A 15,893-nucleotide genomic window follows, 5' to 3' on the forward strand; every position below is an offset into this window, starting at 1 on the left:
GCATTGCACTTCGCACGCGCAGAAGAGGCAGCGTTCAAGCTCTGCTTCTTCTCTAGCCATCTCCTCTCAGATGTGGCTTCCCTTTGTTTGTCATTCTCGAAGGAAACCTGCCTCTTGCTCGAACCGCCAAAACTACATCCGGAGGAGAACCGCTTCAATCCAGTTCCAACACAATCGCCGGGTACGCAAGCCGCAGCGATACATCCTCCTGCTCCAACACTTGCAGCCACGCACAAATCTCTTCGCGAAGCGCGCCAACCCCGACTCCCCCAAAAGAAGTCCCATACGGTTCCAACCGTCGCAACGCCGCACGCAATAGCGATGCTGCACCCTTCCTGTTCCCACGCTGTAGATGATGAAACGCAGCCGTCGTCTGAATCAGCGCTTGCAGAAAGGTCTTTTCGGGTTCGGTTGCCTTGAGCCACACGCCCTCCCAGTGCTCATGCGCGAGAAAGAACTCCTCCGCGCGATAGCATCGCAATCCCTCGGCCAACGCCCCGTCACTCCAATCTAATTTCGCCATCGAGCCATTATCTCTATTCCTGTGCAGACAGCGCCGTTCCCACTCATAGCCCTCGCTCTGCTAGCATCGAAGTTTAGCCCTTATCATGACTACGACCAGCACAGAAGCCCCTATCCGCGTCCGCATCGCTCCTAGCCCCACCGGCGACCCCCACGTCGGCACCGCCTACATCGGCCTGCTGAACTTCATCTACGCCCGCCAGCGCGGCGGCAAGTTCGTCCTCCGCATCGAAGACACCGACCGCACCCGCTTCGTGCCCACCTCCGAGCAGATGATCTTCGACACCCTCCGCTGGCTCGGCCTCGGCTGGGACGAAGGCCCCGACGTCGGCGGCCCCTATGGCCCCTATCGCCAGTCCGAACGCACCGAAATCTATCGCCAGCACGCCGACCTCCTGCTCGCCAACGGCACCGCCTACCGCTGCTTCTGCACCGCAGAAGAACTAGACGCTGTACGCAAGCAGCAGATCGCCGCGAAGCTCCCGCCCCGCTACCCCGGCACCTGCCGCCATCTGCCCAAAGAGCAAATCGAAGCAAACCTAGCCGCCAACAAGCCATTCGTCATTCGCATGGCCGTCCCCACCGAAGGCGCGACTACCTTCCGCGACGAACTGCGCGGCGACATTACCTTCGATCACTCCACCATCGACGACCAGGTGCTGATGAAGTCCGACGGCTTCCCCACCTACCACCTCGCCAACGTCGTCGACGATCACCTCATGCAGATCACCGACGTCATCCGCGCCGAAGAGTGGATCTCTTCCACACCCAAGCACGTCCTGCTCTACAAGGCCTTCGGCTGGCAGCTACCGCGCTTCTGGCACATGCCGCTCTTGCGCAACATCGACAAGTCGAAAATCTCCAAGCGCAAAAATCCCGTCTCGCTCATCTACTACCGTCAAGCCGGATTCCTCCCCGAAGCCATGATCAACTTCCTCGGCCTCATGGGCGGCGGCATGCCTTCTCCTTCCCCCATCGAGATCGTCAACGGAGCCAAAGAAAACGAAATCTTTTCGCTCGACGATATGATTGCGCGCTTCGAGGTCCCTAACATCCGCCTGGGCGGCCCCGTCTTCGATCTCACCAAGCTCCGGTGGCTCAACAGCGAGTATCTCCGCGCCCTCACGCCGGAGAGCTTCTTCGCTGCCCTCCGCCAAACTGTTCTCTCCGATCAATATCTCCGCGACATCTCCGCCCTCGTCCAGACCCGCATCGAGACCCTCGGGCAGTTCGGCGACCTCACCAGCTTCTTCTTCCGCGACGACATCCTGCCCACGCAAGAGGTCTTCCTGCCCAAGAAGCGCACCCTCGAAGAGACCGTTGCCTTCGCCGCCGAACAACTCACCGTCCTCGAAGCGACCGACTGGACGCACGAAGCCATGGAGCCGGCGCTCAAAAAACTAGGCGAAGAAAAAGGCTGGTCCGTCAAAGAGAACTTCATGCTGCTGCGCGCCATCATCACTGGCAGCACTATGTCTCCTCCGCTGCTCGAAAGCATGATCGTCTTCGGCAAAGCTCGCTCGCTCGACCGCGTGCGCCGCTTCCTCGAAGCCCAGAAGAAGCTTGCCAATATCAAAAAATAGTCTTTGCACCTAAAGCTGGCCGCGCTCAGATAAGTGCGGTCAGCGCACCGCCGACCAGGTGGGTCAAAACAACCCCGTGTTATGGGGCAGACATATTTTTTCTCATCTGCAACCTGACCGTGCTACGATTCCGCGAACTCCAAAGTGCCTCGGCTCATGTATTTAGACATTGGGCCGCGTCGCTCAAATTAAAGCGAGGTATCGGAACATGCCACTCTCGAAACGCGCAGCAGCAGAGTTCTTCGGTACATTCTGGCTGGTCTTCGGAGGCTGCGGCAGCGCAGTCGTCGCGGCAGCCTATCCCCAGCTCGGCATCGGCTTCGTCGGCGTCGCGCTGGCCTTCGGCCTTACCCTGCTGACCATGGCCTTCGCCATCGGCCATATCTCAGGCTGCCATCTCAACCCTGCGGTCTCCGTAGGTCTGGTGGTGGGCAAGCGCTTTGCTATTGGCGATCTGTGGGCCTACGTCGTTGCTCAGGTATTGGGCGGAATTGCGGCTTCAGGAGTGCTCTACCTCATCGCCAGCGGCAAAGAGGGCTTCAGCCTCTCCGGCGGCTTTGCCTCAAACGGATACGCTGCTCACTCGCCTGACCACTACTCACTGGCCGCCTGCTTCATTGCAGAGGTCGTGCTCACGGCGTTCTTCCTTCTGGTCATCCTCGGCTCGACCGACGAGCGCGCACCCAAGGGCTTCGCTCCCATTGCGATTGGCCTGTGTCTGACGCTGATCCACCTGATCAGCATCCCCATCACCAACACCTCGGTCAACCCTGCTCGCAGCACCGGCCCCGCGCTCTTTGTCGGCGGATGGGCGACGAGCCAGCTTTGGCTGTTCTGGGTAGCACCGATTCTTGGGGCCGCAATTGGCGGGCTCATCTCGAACTTCTTCTTCGCCGCTCCACAGGAACCGATCCGCGAGGAGATGTCGCGAGGCTAAAAGGTCAGCCGCTGAATGAGCAAACCCATTCAGCGGCTTAAACCTCATAACGATGCGCAATAACAGTGTGTAACCGCTAAAACTACACCTAAACGGTTACATCAATAAGAGCGTAACCGGTAAAATACTACTTTAGTGGTTACATGACAGTTTAAAGCGTTCCCATCATCCACTGACTTTACAAACCCACCTCGACGACCGGCGTCGTACTCAGTGCGTTGCGCCGAGCAACGAGCATGACGATTACACCCACAACCATCGATCCAATCGCGGCTACCTGAGCGTTGCTCATGCCCCAGTAAAGCTTTGGATTGATGCGGACAAACTCGACCAGAAAACGGCCCAGCCCACTCAAAATGAGATACAAACCTGTCAGCCAGCCGATCGGCCGCAGCTTCTTCCCAAGCTGCCATAGCAGCCATGCCAACGCCAGACCGAATAAAAGCTCATAGATCGGCGTCGGCTGCACCAGCGCATTCGGCGGAGTGGGAGGCACCAGCGCATTCTTCGCCATGTGAACTCCCCACGGCAGCGTCGTATTGATTCCGTAGTCGCCATCGCCCGAGGTGAGGCAGCCGATACGGCCTACGCCGTAGCCGATTGCCGCCGCAGGGGTCGCCAAATCGAGCATTCGCACTGCGGCAAACCACTTCTTTGCACCGCCCGGCTTTGCCTCCCAGCCCTGCCACATCAACATGGCGATTCCGGCGACGAGGCCGCCGAACCATGCAAATCCAGCTTGAAACCAGTGCAGAAAATCGACCAGAATCTCCATCGGGTGACCCCAGCCGGGAGCCACAACCTGCGCCATGGCTGCGCGAAGCTCGGAGACATTTTCCAGCTCATGCCAGCTTTTAGCACCGATAATACCTGCGATCACAACAAAGGCCACGACCGTCAAGGCATCGGCATCGACTCGATTTCGAACGAAGTTCTTGTGCAACACCACTGTTGCTACAACCGCAGCCAGCCACAACAGCAGTCCAAACGTTCCCAGATGCACTGGGCCAATATCGATATAGGGATACATACGCCTCGCTGTTTCAAGTATATCGACCCTTTTCCTAATGCCCTATTCGCGCTAACCTGACGAGTATGGCCAACAGCTCTCCTGCGTTTCCCCATGCTTCCAAAATGGAAGTTCTCTTCTCCAAATCCCGGATTGCCGAGCGCGTTCGCGAGATCGGCGCGCAGATCTCCGCCGACTATGCGGGCACGTCCATCGTCCTGATCGGCGTCTTGAAGGGCGCGGCCATCTTCCTGTCCGACCTGGCGCGAGCTATCGAGGTGGACAATACCTTTGATTTCGTTGCTGTCTCGAGCTACGGACGGGCTAAAGTTTCCAGCGGAGCGGTCAAACTTATCAAGGACATCGACAACTCTATTGAAGGAAAGCATGTGATTCTTGTAGAAGATATTCTTGATACAGGACTTACGCTGAGTTACCTGCGCGGCATGATGTTGCAGCACAAACCGGCCTCGCTGAAGATTGCGACCTGCCTGGACAAGCCGGAACGGCGATTAGTGCCGATTGAGGCGGACTATGTGGGGTTCCAAATTCCGAACCGCTTTGTGGTGGGGTATGGGATGGATTACGCCGAGCATTATCGCAACGTGGAAGATATTCGGCTGTTTCCGGAAGAGGCTGTCGGACATTAGTTGTTGTGGGGATGTTTAGAAGTTTTAACGACTAAGAACAACGACAAAGACGAAATACAGGGGTCTCTTCACTGCGCTCCGCTCCGGTCGAGATGACGTGAGTTTCTGGTTATAGGGAAACTGCGCTTACTTCAGACTCAAATGTTTGATTGTTTGAAGCCTTGAGGTCGAATACTTCTGCCAAGAGTTCGTAGCTTCGTAGGCGGGTGGCATGGTCCCAGATGATTGTGTTCACCACGATCTCGTTGATGCCGAGCGCGGCTGCCATCTGTTCGAGATTAGCCTTCACCTTTTCCGGAGTGCCTACAAAGTAGCGCGGCCATTCGCCGGACTCGGTTGAAGGGTTTCCCAGAAGACTTAACTCGCGCTGGGCCGCTTCGGGAGAGGCGACGGGGCTGCGGTCGCCCTGACGGATGCGCCATTGCAGCAGGCGGACGCTGGAGGCGAGGTAGTCGGCCTCTTCCTGCGTGGGGGCGCAGATGGCTCCGACGGCAACCATCGCCTCTGGTTCGGAGCGGTAGCGGCTCGGAGTGAAGCGGTGCTGATAAGTCTCGATGGCAGCGCGGGACGACTCCCCGCTAAAAAAGTGCGCGAAGGCGTAGGGCAAGCCAAAGTCGGCAGCGGCAGAGGCGCTCCAGAGGCTCGAGCCGAGCATCCAGACATCGGGACCGCCGGGCATGTTTGGCGAGACGCGGATGCGGGCGAAGGGGTGCTGCTGAGGAAAGTTGTTGTTGAGGAAGGCGAGCAGCTCGCTGACCTGATCGGGAAAGTCGTCGAGCATCTTTGTACTGCGATCGCGTTTGAGGGCGAGGGCTTCCATTGGGCCACCGCCGGGAGCGCGGCCGATGCCGAGGTCGATGCGGCCGGGATAGAGAGCATGCAAGGTGCGGAAGACTTCAGCCACCTTGAGCGGTGTGTAGTGCGGCAGCATAATGCCGCCGGAGCCGATGCGGATCTGCTTCGTCTCTGCACCGATGCGGGCGAGTAATATCTCGGGCGCTGTGCAGGCAAGGGTATCCATGGCGTGATGCTCCGACATCCAAAAGCGACGATAGCCGAGCTGATCGACTTTGCGGGCCAGTTCGATGGAGTTCTGGAGAGCCTGTGCCGTGGTGCTTCCGGCAGGGACCGGAGATTGATCCAGTACAGAAAGCTGGAGAGCATGTGCCATACAAATTGGATGATTCAGGCAAGGAAACGACCCACCGAGGACAGACCTTGACCGATAGGAACCTAAGAAAAGAGCAGCTTACTGAAGAAGGCCGTTCGTGCGGATGCACAGCCAGCCAGCCCTTAGCCCGGTATGATAGAAAGTAGCCGGCGGGGGGAGATTCCCCCCTCTGCCGAAGGAGCATGCTTGAGCACTTTGTCTATTGCTGAACCCCTCCCCACCGGGCCTGAGCAGTTTGACGCGGCAGCGTTTGCCGCCCACACCCTCTCCTCTCCGCAGAACCTTGCCGCAGTGCTCGACCATACGCTGTTGAAGCCGGACGCGACCCGCAGCCAGGTGCTGCAGCTCTGCAATGAGGCTGCCGAGTATCGCTTCGCCTGCGCCATGGTCAACCCGACCTGGGTTTCGCTGGCGTCGGCGGCTTTGAGCGGAACGGGAATCCCGGTTGGCGTTGTGGTTGGGTTTCCCCTTGGTGCCAGCCTGTCCAGCTCCAAGCGCGATGAGACGGCGCTTGTGATCAAGCAGGGAGCACATGACGTAGATATGGTGCTCAATATCGGATTGCTGAAGTCCGGGCAGTCTGCCGACTACGAGGCCGTGAAGCAGGACATCCGCGGCGTCGTTGAACTGGCCCATGCTGCTGGAGCGATTGTGAAGGTGATCCTCGAGACGTGCCTGTTGAGCTTTGAGGAGAAGCTGCGCGCTGCCGAGCTGGCGTTGAGCGCGGGAGCCGATTTCTTGAAGACCAGCACCGGATTTTCAACCGGCGGCGCGACGGTAGACGATATCAACTTACTGCGCGGGCAGGCCGGGCGACGTGCCGGCGTGAAGGCCTCAGGCGGCATCCGGTCTCTGGCCGATGCGACCGCTATGCTGAAGGCAGGAGCTTCGCGGATTGGCGCCAGCGCCAGCGTGAAGATCGTGGCTGAACTCGCCAATAGTGCCGCATAGCGGGATAACAATAAGGTCTGATGTTGATTCGTGTCACTAAGCCTATGGCAGGAAGATCGGAATCGACGACGCGCATCAAAGTTGTGACTCTACTCCCCTACACTCACCGTAGTATCATCGCCTCTTCGCATGCCTACCGCTGACAAGCCGCGCCGAACCACTCCCCCCGCTGCGCCAGCACCGGCCGAGGCCCCGCAGCACCAGTTTGAAGGGGACTACCGCCCGCCTGCCCAGGAGGGCGCTTCGGTTGCCAAGCCTACGAACATCCGGGTAGAGCCGCTGCAGGTGGACTTTCTCCACAATATTGCAGATGCGCTGAACTCTACGCTAGATCTGAACACCCTGATGCATCGGGTGGCCGACCTTGTGCGCGCTGTGATTGACTATCGCATCTTCGCCATTTTGCTGGTCAACGACCGCACGAACGAGCTTTGGATGCGCTTCCAGACCGGCCATGCTCCAGAGGTGGAGCGCATGCGCATCAAGATTGGACGCGGCATCATCGGACAGGCAGCGCTGCAACGAAAGTCGCTTCTGGTCGACGATGTATCCAAGTACGAGCACTACATCAGCGCGAACCCGAACGTAAAGTCGGAGCTGGCGGTGCCCCTTCTGGTGAAGAACAAGGTCATCGGCGTGCTCGATATCGAATCGGAGACGCTGGGCTACTTTACGCCGGAGCACCAGCGGCTGCTGGAGCTGGTAGCCTCGCGCATGTCGATTGCGATTGAAAATGCGCGGCTTTATACGCGGGTCTCGCGGCAGGCACAGACGCTGACCGTGCTGAACGAAATCTCGCGGGAGATTACGAGCATTCTCGACCTCGACGATCTGCTGGAGCGGATTGGACAGCTGCTGAAGCGCGTCATCGACTTCCAGATGTTCAGCATCCTGCTGTGGAACGAGCGCACGCAGCAGTTCGAGCATCGCTTCTCTTCGCGCTACGGGGAACGGATCACACGCGAGCGCGCCATCGTGCTAGGGCAAGGGATCATCGGGATTGCCGCGCAGCAGAGGGAGCCGGTGCTCTCGCCCGATACACGAAAGGATCCGCGCTATGTCGCCGAAAACCCCGAGACGCGTTCGGAACTGGCCGTCCCGCTGCTGAACAAGGGGCAGGTCATCGGCGTGCTCGACCTCGAACATACACGGGTCAATTACTACAACGAAGACCATCAGCGGACGCTCTCGACGCTGGCTGCACAGGTGGCGATTTCGATTGCGAACGCACGGCTCTACCAACGCATCCACGAGGAAGAACAGCGCATGGAGCGTGATCTGGAGATGGCGCGCAAGGTGCAGCTACGGCTGATGCCATCCCGTCCGCCGAAGCTCGAGCGGGCGGAAATTGGGGTGCAGTTTCTTGCGGCGCGGTCCATTGGCGGCGATGTGTATGATTTTCTCGACTACGGTTCGCCGGGGATGCCTGCGCGAATCGCGCTGGCGGTAGGCGATGTCAGCGGCAAGGCTGCACCGGCGGCGCTGTATGCCGCGCTGGTGAGCGGGATTCTGCGTTCGCTGGCTCCGCAGCACCTGTCGCCTGCGGCGATGCTGGCCGCGCTGAACGACCAGTTGCAGGAGCGCAAGCTGGCCTCGCAGTACGTCACGATGCTGATGGCGGTGTGGGACGACTCGAACCAGACGCTGCAGATTGCCAATGCAGGGTCGGTGCAGCCGGTGTTTGTCTCGCGCACGTCGGAGGGCGTGACGGTGAAGACGATCAAGGCCGAGGGCTTTCCGCTAGGCCTGTTTCCCAACGTCTCCTACGAGGAGTTCACGCTATCGACGCAGCCCGGCGATATGATCGTCTTCTTCTCCGACGGCATTCCCGACGCCGAGAACGCTGCCGGGGAGATGTTTGGCACCGACCGTCTGCGGCAGGTGCTGGAGTCGCAGGTTGAGCCTACGGCGGCTTCTACGGTTGAGGCGATTCTGAAGGCTGTCTCGGACTTTCAGTCGGGCATCGAGCACTTCGACGATGAGACCGTAGTTGTACTCCGGGTGCTTTGATTTAGTGAAGTGACTCGAGCGCCTTTTGCGCGGCCTTGGCGTTGTCGCCGCCGGGAGAGAGCTTAAGGTAAGCGGTGTATTCGGCCTTGGCCTCATCCGTCTTTTTCATTTTTTCCGCAGCCTGAGCGAGCGAGAAATGGGTCTCGGCATAATTAGGCTCGGTTTTGACCGCATCCTTGCTGCGCAGATAGGCCGCCATGTAGTTGCCGCGGTTGTAGTAGAACTTGGCGACATTAATGTCTTCGTCTACGCGCTCGTCGGGGGTCTGAAGATTCTGGACCTTGGGCAGCCTGCGACGCACCGGCGGCGTAGGCGTGTCCGGAGTATCGGCGGTGTCGCCGCTGCTTGAACTGCTGCTGGAGCTGGAACTCGAACTTGAGCTGCTATCCGGGCTGGAACTGCTAGGTGCTTCGCCGGGCATATCGGGAGCAGCCCCGGTCGGGAACGGATGTTGACTGGCGGCAGAGGGATTGGGGGTGTTCGGTGCAGCGGGAACGGCAGGGGTATTCGTTTCGCCGGGGAATGGGAACTGTTGGGTCGGTGCGGGAGCAGCCGGAGGCTGCTGGGTCGAAGGTGCCGAGGTGCAGGGCTTGGCGGCGGGCTGGTCCGCCGGGCATGGCGCAGAGGTCGTTTGAGCCAGGCAGGCTGCAGTAGAGAGTACCGTCGCGGCCAACAAAAATCGGGTTGTAGTGCTCGCAGACATCAGTGAATAGATTACTTCTCTCAACGCTTATAGATTACTTCTCCTGATGCTTTGACGATAGGACGGGAGGGTTTGTTATAGTCAGCATCGGGTGGTTGTGCCGCTTATTTTTCAATGGATGGATTCTTCTAACTCATGTCTAAAGGTCTCATTATCCGTTCTTCGTCGATCCATGCGGCGGGCTGCTACACGACGCGAAGCTTCAAAAAGGGATCAAAGGTCTGCGAGTACGAGGGGCCGCGATTTACCAAAGAGGTCGCCGACGAGCGCTATAAGGACCGTTTCATCACTTACCTGTTTAGTTGCGGAGACAATGGAACGGTGATCGACGGTTTTGGCACGGCGATGTTCATCAACCACTCGTGCGATCCGAACTGCGAGACGGAGGACTTCGATGGGCGAATCTATATCGTCGCGATTCGTGATATCGCCGCTGGAGAAGAACTGACCTACGAGTACAACCTGTGCGACAGCGACGACAGTGACGCCGACTGCTACTGCGGCTCGGCACAGTGCCGGGGAACGATGTTCAGCGACGACGAAGTGAAGCGCCGGGCGCGGCGAGCCAGGCGAGCAGCGAAGAAGAAGTAAGCTCGTTGCGGACGATACAATAAACCAGCGGCAATCGAGACGAGAAGACCTGCGGCGACGAGAGCGCACTCATCATTTATGGCATATCAGGTTCTTGCAAGAAAATACCGGCCACAGCGTTTCGCGGATGTTGCGGGACAGGACCATGTGACCGTCACGCTGATGAACGCGCTGACTCAGGGGCGAATCGCCCACGGCTACATCTTCAGCGGACATCGCGGCATCGGCAAGACGACGATTGCGCGCATTCTGGCGATGGCGCTGAACTGCCGCAACGCGATTGGCAGCGCGCAGAGGCCGACGGCGGAGCCTTGCGAGGTATGCGAGAGCTGCACCGAGATTCGTAATGGCAACGCAGTGGATGTCATCGAGATCGACGCTGCCACCAATCGCGGCATCGACGAGATTCGTGAGTTGCGCGATGCTGCACGGTATCAGCCTGCGCGGGACAAGTACAAGATCTACATCCTTGACGAAGCTCACCAGATTACGGATGCCGCCTTCAATGCACTGCTGAAGACGCTGGAGGAACCACCGGAGCACATCATCTTTATGATGGCGACGACGCAGCCTGAGGACATTCCGCAGACGGTGCGATCGCGGTGTCAGCACTTCAGCTTTCATGCAGTGAAGCTGGTTGACATTCTCGGCGAACTGCGCGGCATTGCACAGCGCGAAGGCGTGGATGCCGACGAAGCTGCGCTGTCGCTGCTGGCTGAGGCCGGCGACGGATCGATGCGCGACGCACTCAGCATCATGGACCAGGCGATCGCCAGCGCTCCGGTGCAGGACGGAAGGCCGGTGCTCGACGCCTCGCAGATTCGCGAGCTGATGGGGACGGTTCCGAATGCGGTGTTTGAAAAGATTCTTGAGGCCGTGGATGGAAACCGCAGCGCCGAGGTCATTACGGTTGCGAACCAATTGCTCGATGCGGGAAATAGTCCGGCACAACTGGCGCGGCAGTTTGTGCGCTATCTGCGGAACTGCGTGATTGCGAAGATCGCAGGAATTGGATCGGATGGCGCCGACGCCAATGGAGTCTCGGGCGAGCTATTGCAGATCTCGGCGGACGAGCAACGACGCGCGGGACGTTCGGCTGCACTGTTCGGCGAAGAGGAACTGACGCGGTTTTTGCAGGTGATGCTGCGGACGTTCGATGAGCTGGGCTATCGGCAGGAGCAGCGTTTTCACTTTGAGCTTGGCCTGCTGAAGCTGGTGCATCTGCGCCGTCTGCTGCCGGTCGAAGAAGTGTTGAGCCAGTTCCCTGTTGGCGGAAATGCTGCGCAGCCGCGAACGCCGAGTACGTCTGCGCAAGCGCGGGTTGCGGCTCCGAGTCCGGTTGCGAACCGCGTGATGAGTGCGCCTGTTGCTCCGGTGAATGTGAAGCCTGCGTTCTCTCCTTTCGAGGTGGATAAGAGTCGGAAGCGGTTTGAGGGAGGCGATGCGGAGAAGCCTGTTGTGGCAACTCCTGCTCCTGTGCCTGTTGTGGCTAAGCCAGTTGAGCCTGCGCCTGTTGCGGTCAAGCCGCTGGAGCCTGCTGTTGTTTCTGTTGCAGCTCCTCCCGCGAAAGAAGTCGTTCCTTCGGTGAAGGAAGTTGCACCTGAACCTGTCGTCGAAGCTGTGCCTGAACCGCCAAAGGTTGAAGCGGCACCTGTCGAGATTGCGGCTTCCGCAGTAACACCTGAGATGGCTTCGTCGCAGCCGTCGGAATCGTCGCAGGAGGCTGCGGAGTTGCAGCGAGTTGCGACCGAGGCGCTGGCGAATGCGAAGAGCCAGGGATCGGCGGCGGATGCGCTGGCCGATGCTGAGTGGAGCATCGAAGGCAGCGAGTTGCGGGTGCAGACTGAGCTATCGAAGACGATGCTGCCAATGGTCGTCAATCCAGAGGCGGAGAAGGTTGTTCGTGCTGCGCTGCGCGAGGCTGGCGCTGGCGCGCTGAAGCTGGTGCTTTTGCCGGGAGCTGCAAAGTCTGCCGCAGCGAAGAAACCTCGTGCAGCGAAGTCTGGCAGCGCACAGGCCAAGGCGATGGAACATCCGGTAGTACAGCAGGCGCAGAAGCTGTTCGATGCCGAGATTCGCAACGTGATCGATCTGCGTGAGGGGGATTAATGGATTTTTCCGATCTGGGCAAGATGAAAGAGATGATGGGGCAGGCCAAGCAGATGCAGGAGCAGATGGAGCGCAAGCTCTCTGAGACTGTGGTTGAAGCCTCGAGCGGCGGCGGTGTTGTCACCGTTCGGATGAACGGCAAGAAGGAAGTGCTGCGACTGAAGATCGAGCAGTCCGCTATCGGCAGCGCGGGCAGCGATCTTGAATTGCTGGAAGACCTCATCTTGGCTGCCGTAAACGAGGCTGGACGACGTGCCGACGAGGCGATCAAGGCCAGCGTTGCCGGAATGATGGGCGGTTTGAATCTACCGGGGTTGACCTAGTGGCGCAGTTTGCAGAGCCGATGACGCGGCTGATCGAAGAGCTGCGCAAGCTGCCGGGAATCGGCACAAAGAGTGCGCAGCGGCTGGCGTTTCATGTGCTGCGGTCTTCGGCAGAGGACGCGGACAAGCTGTCGGCGGCGATTCGCGAGTTGAAGCAGCATCTGCGACTCTGTTCGATCTGCAACAACATTACCGATGTCGATCCGTGCATCTATTGCACGAGCACATCGCGCGACCAGCGGCTGATCTGCGTGGTGGAAGAGCCGACCAATATCGCGACGATCGAAAAGACTCGCAGCTACAGCGGTGTTTACCACATTCTGCATGGCACGCTCTCGCCGATTGGCGGCGTCGGGCCGGAGCAGTTGCGGATTGCGAATCTGCTGCTTCGATTGGCCGAGGTCGATGAGGTGATCCTTGCGACTTCGCCTACGACTGAGGGTGAAGCTACGGCAGGTTATCTTGCCGGAGAGATCCACAGAGCGCGTCCTGAAGTGAGGGTGACTCGGATTGCAACTGGCGTTCCGGCAGGCAGCGATATCGAGTATGCGGACGAGGTAACGATGTCGCGGGCGATGGAAGGCCGGCGCGAGTTCTAATAGCGGACGATTCACAGACTTTTTGCACGACGATGATATAAGCGAATCCAGTATCTGGAGCCAATATCATGCTGAGCCGTCGTGGATTTCTTCGTCAGAGTTTTGCGTTTAGTGCACTTGCAGGTTTTACTTCCCTTCCTTCTTTAGCCAAACGGCCATCTCATAAGCCCAACGCTGCGGCGACTCAGCTTCTAATGGTTGGCGATTGGGGCTATGAGGACTTTGCGGCACAGAGCCGCGTTGCCGGAGCAATGCAGCAGTATGTTCGTGAGCATAGCTTGACGACGGATGCTCTGTTGATGCTTGGCGACAATTGGTACGGCAAGCTGCCCGGCGGCGTTGCATCGGAGCGATGGAAGACACAGTTTGAGGACATGTATCCGAAGAGCGCCTTCAATTGCCCTGCCTATGCGATTGCCGGCAACCATGACTATCAGAAGATGCCTGAGAGCAAAGTGGCAGCCGAGCTGGAGTATGCGCGCAAGGGCGGAACGCGCTGGACGATGCCGTCGCTCTGGTATCGCTTCGATTTTCCTGCGACCAATCCTTTGATGACGGTCATCGCGCTCGACAGCAATATGCCGCATCCTGCGGGACAGCAGGCGAAGGGCGCAAACTTTACCTTGACGCCCGAGCAACAGGCTGAGCAGCTAACGTGGCTTGAGGCTGAGCTGAAGAAGCCGCGCACGACGCCATTCCTTGTTGTGATGGGACATCATCCGATCTTCTCGAACGGACCGCATGGAGATCATCCGATATTGACCCGCGACTGGGAGCCGCTGCTGCGCGAGCATAAAGTTCACATGTATCTCGCAGGACATGATCACGATATGCAGCATCTGGAGTTCGATGGTCATCCGACTTCGTTCGTGCTGTCAGGCGGAGGCGGCGCTGATCTCTACACGTTGAAGATTGATGAGGCGCAGCGCGGACCTTATGCTGCGAAGGTCTACGGCTTCAGCCATCTGGAAGTGACGCGGGAGAAGATGACGCTGCGCCATATGGACGAGACGGGAAAGCTGATTCATGCCTTCGACAAGATGCAGGATGGCAGCATGAAGGTCGTTTAACGACCTTCACGCTGCTGTTTTAGCTTTTATCGCTAAGGTTCACGCCAGTCATCTCTTTCGGTTTTTCGAGACCGAGTAAGGTCAGGATCGTCGGTGAGATGTCGCGCAGGCTTCCGCCGGGGCGGAGGATGCGGTGGTGGCTGGTGTTCGCTTCATCGTTGACTAAGATGAACGGCACTGGATTCGTCGTGTGCGCCGTGTGCGGGCCGCCGGTTGCGGGGTCGATGAGCATCTCGGCGTTGCCGTGGTCGGCGGTGACGAGGAGCGATCCGCCGCGCTGCTTGACTGCCTGATAGATGCGTCCGAGTTGCGTGTCGACGGTCTCGACAGCGCGAATGGTGGGTTCGAGCTTGCCGGAGTGACCGACCATGTCGGCGTTGGCAAAGTTGACGATGACGACATCGAAGGCGGTGTCGTTGACGGCTTTGACTACAGCGTCGGCGATGCCCGAGGCTGACATCTCGGGCGCGAGGTCGTAGGTTGCAACCTTCTGCGATGGGATGAGAGCGCGGTCTTCGCCGGGGAATGGCTTTTCGATTCCGCCGTTGAAGAAGTAGGTGACGTGCGCGTATTTTTCTGTCTCGGCTACGCGCAGGTTGCGGAGGTTGGCCTGCGCCATGAGATTGGCGAGAAGGTTGTCCATCGACTCGGGCTGGATGACGATGGGCAGCTTAAAGTTTTTGTCGTACTGCGTCATGCAGACGTAGTGGATATTTTTCGGCGCGCGGGCGCGTGGAATTTCTGCGTCGAGCTCTGCGGCCTTGGGCAGATCGTTGGCGTCGCTGGCAGTGAGACCGCCGGGAACGTCCGAGTTGCGGGCGAGGACGCGGGTGATCTGACGGGCGCGATCGGCACGGTAGTTGAAGTTGACGCAGACATCGTTGTCGCGGATGAGGCCGACGGCGTTTCCGTTTGAATTCACAACCGTAAACGGCGGGATGAACTCGTCGGTGATGTCGTTGTTGTAGAGCTCGCGCACGCGTGCGACGGCGTCGTGATAGCTGCCGCCCTGCGCGGTGCCTGTGACCATGGCGTCGAAGGCTTGCAGCTCTTTTTCCCAGCGCAGGTCGCGGTCCATCGCGTAGTAGCGGCCGGAGACAGAGGCGAGTTGGCCGACGCCGATCTCGCGGAACTGCTGCTGCAACGCTTCGAGATGGCCGACGCCGCTGTTGGGCATGGTGTCGCGACCGTCCATAAAGGCGTGGACGAAGACGCGGGTGAGGCCGTGTCTCGCAGCCATGCGCAGAAGCGCGTAGAGATGGCGCTGATGCGAGTGGACGCCGCCGTCGGAGAGCAGGCCGAAGAGGTGCAGACCGGCGTGCCGTGACGCGGCGAGATTAAAAGCGTTCGTAAGAACGGGGTCGCGGAAGAGGCTCTCGTCGGCGATAGCGGTGTCGATGCGCGTCATGTCCATGCGGACGATGCGGCCTGCGCCGAGGTTGAGGTGACCGACCTCGGAGTTGCCCATCTGGCCGTCGGGCAGACCGACGAAGTGCTCGCTGGCTCGGATGAGGGTGTTGGGAAATTCAGCCAACAGCTTGTCGTAGACGGGTTTACGGGCGAGCGCGATGGCGTTGCCATTGGTTTCGGCGCGGTAGCCCCAGCCGTCGAGGATGGTAAGAACGATCGGTTTGTTTGACATGGTTTAGGTCAGGATAACAAGAG

The 15,893-nt window shown here is 59.1% G+C and carries 15 protein-coding genes; 10 read left to right on the forward strand and 5 right to left on the reverse strand.

Annotated features, from left to right (window positions below; genetic code table 11):
- Window positions 1-154 precede the first annotated feature (154 nt).
- A complete protein-coding gene (locus IEW09_RS07070; protein WP_188553493.1) occupies window positions 155-523 on the reverse strand; it encodes a DUF309 domain-containing protein in 369 nt (122 codons plus the stop codon).
- Between the two features lie 85 nt (window positions 524-608).
- Here IEW09_RS07070 and gltX point away from each other — a divergent pair, with 85 nt between their 5' ends.
- Together gltX and aqpZ are read left to right on the forward strand one after the other, a co-directional pair.
- Window positions 609-2,105 (forward strand): glutamate--tRNA ligase, encoded by a 1,497-nt coding sequence (gene gltX / locus IEW09_RS07075; RefSeq protein WP_188553494.1) that lies wholly within the window; start codon window positions 609-611, stop codon window positions 2,103-2,105.
- Window positions 2,106-2,313: 208 nt separating this feature from the next.
- Complete coding sequence (aqpZ, locus tag IEW09_RS07080) at window positions 2,314-3,042, forward strand: aquaporin Z (RefSeq protein WP_188553495.1); 729 nt, start codon at window positions 2,314-2,316, stop codon at window positions 3,040-3,042.
- Window positions 3,043-3,220: 178 nt separating this feature from the next.
- Here aqpZ and IEW09_RS07085 read toward each other — a convergent pair whose 3' ends face one another.
- Window positions 3,221-4,072, reverse strand: a complete 852-nt coding sequence (locus IEW09_RS07085) for a prolipoprotein diacylglyceryl transferase (protein WP_188553496.1) — start codon at window positions 4,070-4,072, stop codon at window positions 3,221-3,223.
- 65 nt (window positions 4,073-4,137) lie between these two features.
- Here IEW09_RS07085 and hpt point away from each other — a divergent pair, with 65 nt between their 5' ends.
- The gene (gene hpt / locus IEW09_RS07090; protein WP_188553497.1) at window positions 4,138-4,701 is read left to right on the forward strand and encodes a hypoxanthine phosphoribosyltransferase; all 564 of its coding nucleotides are present in this window, start codon (window positions 4,138-4,140) and stop codon (window positions 4,699-4,701) included.
- 109 nt (window positions 4,702-4,810) lie between these two features.
- Here the strand turns inward: hpt and IEW09_RS07095 are convergent, their stop codons facing one another.
- Window positions 4,811-5,872, reverse strand: a complete 1,062-nt coding sequence (locus tag IEW09_RS07095; protein WP_188553498.1) for an LLM class flavin-dependent oxidoreductase — start codon at window positions 5,870-5,872, stop codon at window positions 4,811-4,813.
- Window positions 5,873-6,058: 186 nt separating this feature from the next.
- Between IEW09_RS07095 and deoC the strand changes: the two genes are divergently transcribed.
- Window positions 6,059-6,823: a deoxyribose-phosphate aldolase gene (gene deoC, locus IEW09_RS07100; protein ID WP_308420534.1), complete on the forward strand. Its 765-nt coding sequence runs from the start codon at window positions 6,059-6,061 to the stop codon at window positions 6,821-6,823.
- Between the two features lie 129 nt (window positions 6,824-6,952).
- Complete coding sequence (locus IEW09_RS07105; RefSeq protein ID WP_188553500.1) at window positions 6,953-8,833, forward strand: SpoIIE family protein phosphatase; 1,881 nt, start codon at window positions 6,953-6,955, stop codon at window positions 8,831-8,833.
- Window position 8,834: 1 nt separating this feature from the next.
- Here the strand turns inward: IEW09_RS07105 and IEW09_RS07110 are convergent, their stop codons facing one another.
- Entirely contained in the window at window positions 8,835-9,536 is a 702-nt protein-coding gene (locus tag IEW09_RS07110) for an outer membrane protein assembly factor BamD (protein ID WP_188553501.1), read from the reverse strand.
- 135 nt (window positions 9,537-9,671) lie between these two features.
- Between IEW09_RS07110 and IEW09_RS07115 the strand changes: the two genes are divergently transcribed.
- The 5 genes from IEW09_RS07115 to IEW09_RS07135 all read left to right on the forward strand — a co-directional run bounded on the left by IEW09_RS07115 (window position 9,672) and on the right by IEW09_RS07135 (window position 14,228).
- Window positions 9,672-10,127, forward strand: coding sequence for an SET domain-containing protein (locus IEW09_RS07115; RefSeq protein WP_188553502.1), 456 nt, complete (start codon window positions 9,672-9,674; stop codon window positions 10,125-10,127).
- 78 nt (window positions 10,128-10,205) lie between these two features.
- On the forward strand, window positions 10,206-12,236 hold the full coding sequence (gene dnaX / locus IEW09_RS07120) for a DNA polymerase III subunit gamma/tau (protein WP_188553503.1): 2,031 nt from the start codon (window positions 10,206-10,208) through the stop codon (window positions 12,234-12,236).
- Window positions 12,236-12,559 carry a YbaB/EbfC family nucleoid-associated protein gene (locus tag IEW09_RS07125; RefSeq protein ID WP_188553504.1) on the forward strand — a complete coding sequence of 108 codons (324 nt, stop codon included), beginning with the start codon at window positions 12,236-12,238 and terminating at the stop codon, window positions 12,557-12,559. The genes dnaX and IEW09_RS07125 overlap by 1 nt, the downstream gene beginning before the upstream one ends.
- Window positions 12,559-13,158 carry a recombination mediator RecR gene (recR, locus tag IEW09_RS07130; protein WP_263369089.1) on the forward strand — a complete coding sequence of 200 codons (600 nt, stop codon included), beginning with the start codon at window positions 12,559-12,561 and terminating at the stop codon, window positions 13,156-13,158. The genes IEW09_RS07125 and recR overlap by 1 nt, the downstream gene beginning before the upstream one ends.
- Before the next feature lie 68 nt (window positions 13,159-13,226).
- Window positions 13,227-14,228, forward strand: coding sequence for a metallophosphoesterase (locus tag IEW09_RS07135; RefSeq protein ID WP_188553505.1), 1,002 nt, complete (start codon window positions 13,227-13,229; stop codon window positions 14,226-14,228).
- A gap of 19 nt (window positions 14,229-14,247) precedes the next feature.
- Here IEW09_RS07135 and gpmI read toward each other — a convergent pair whose 3' ends face one another.
- A complete protein-coding gene (gene gpmI / locus IEW09_RS07140) occupies window positions 14,248-15,870 on the reverse strand; it encodes a 2,3-bisphosphoglycerate-independent phosphoglycerate mutase (RefSeq protein ID WP_188553506.1) in 1,623 nt (540 codons plus the stop codon).
- Between the last annotated feature and the right edge of the window lie 23 nt (window positions 15,871-15,893).

It is taken from the genome of Edaphobacter dinghuensis, from assembly GCF_014640335.1.
GTDB lineage: Bacteria > Acidobacteriota > Terriglobia > Terriglobales > Acidobacteriaceae > Edaphobacter > Edaphobacter dinghuensis.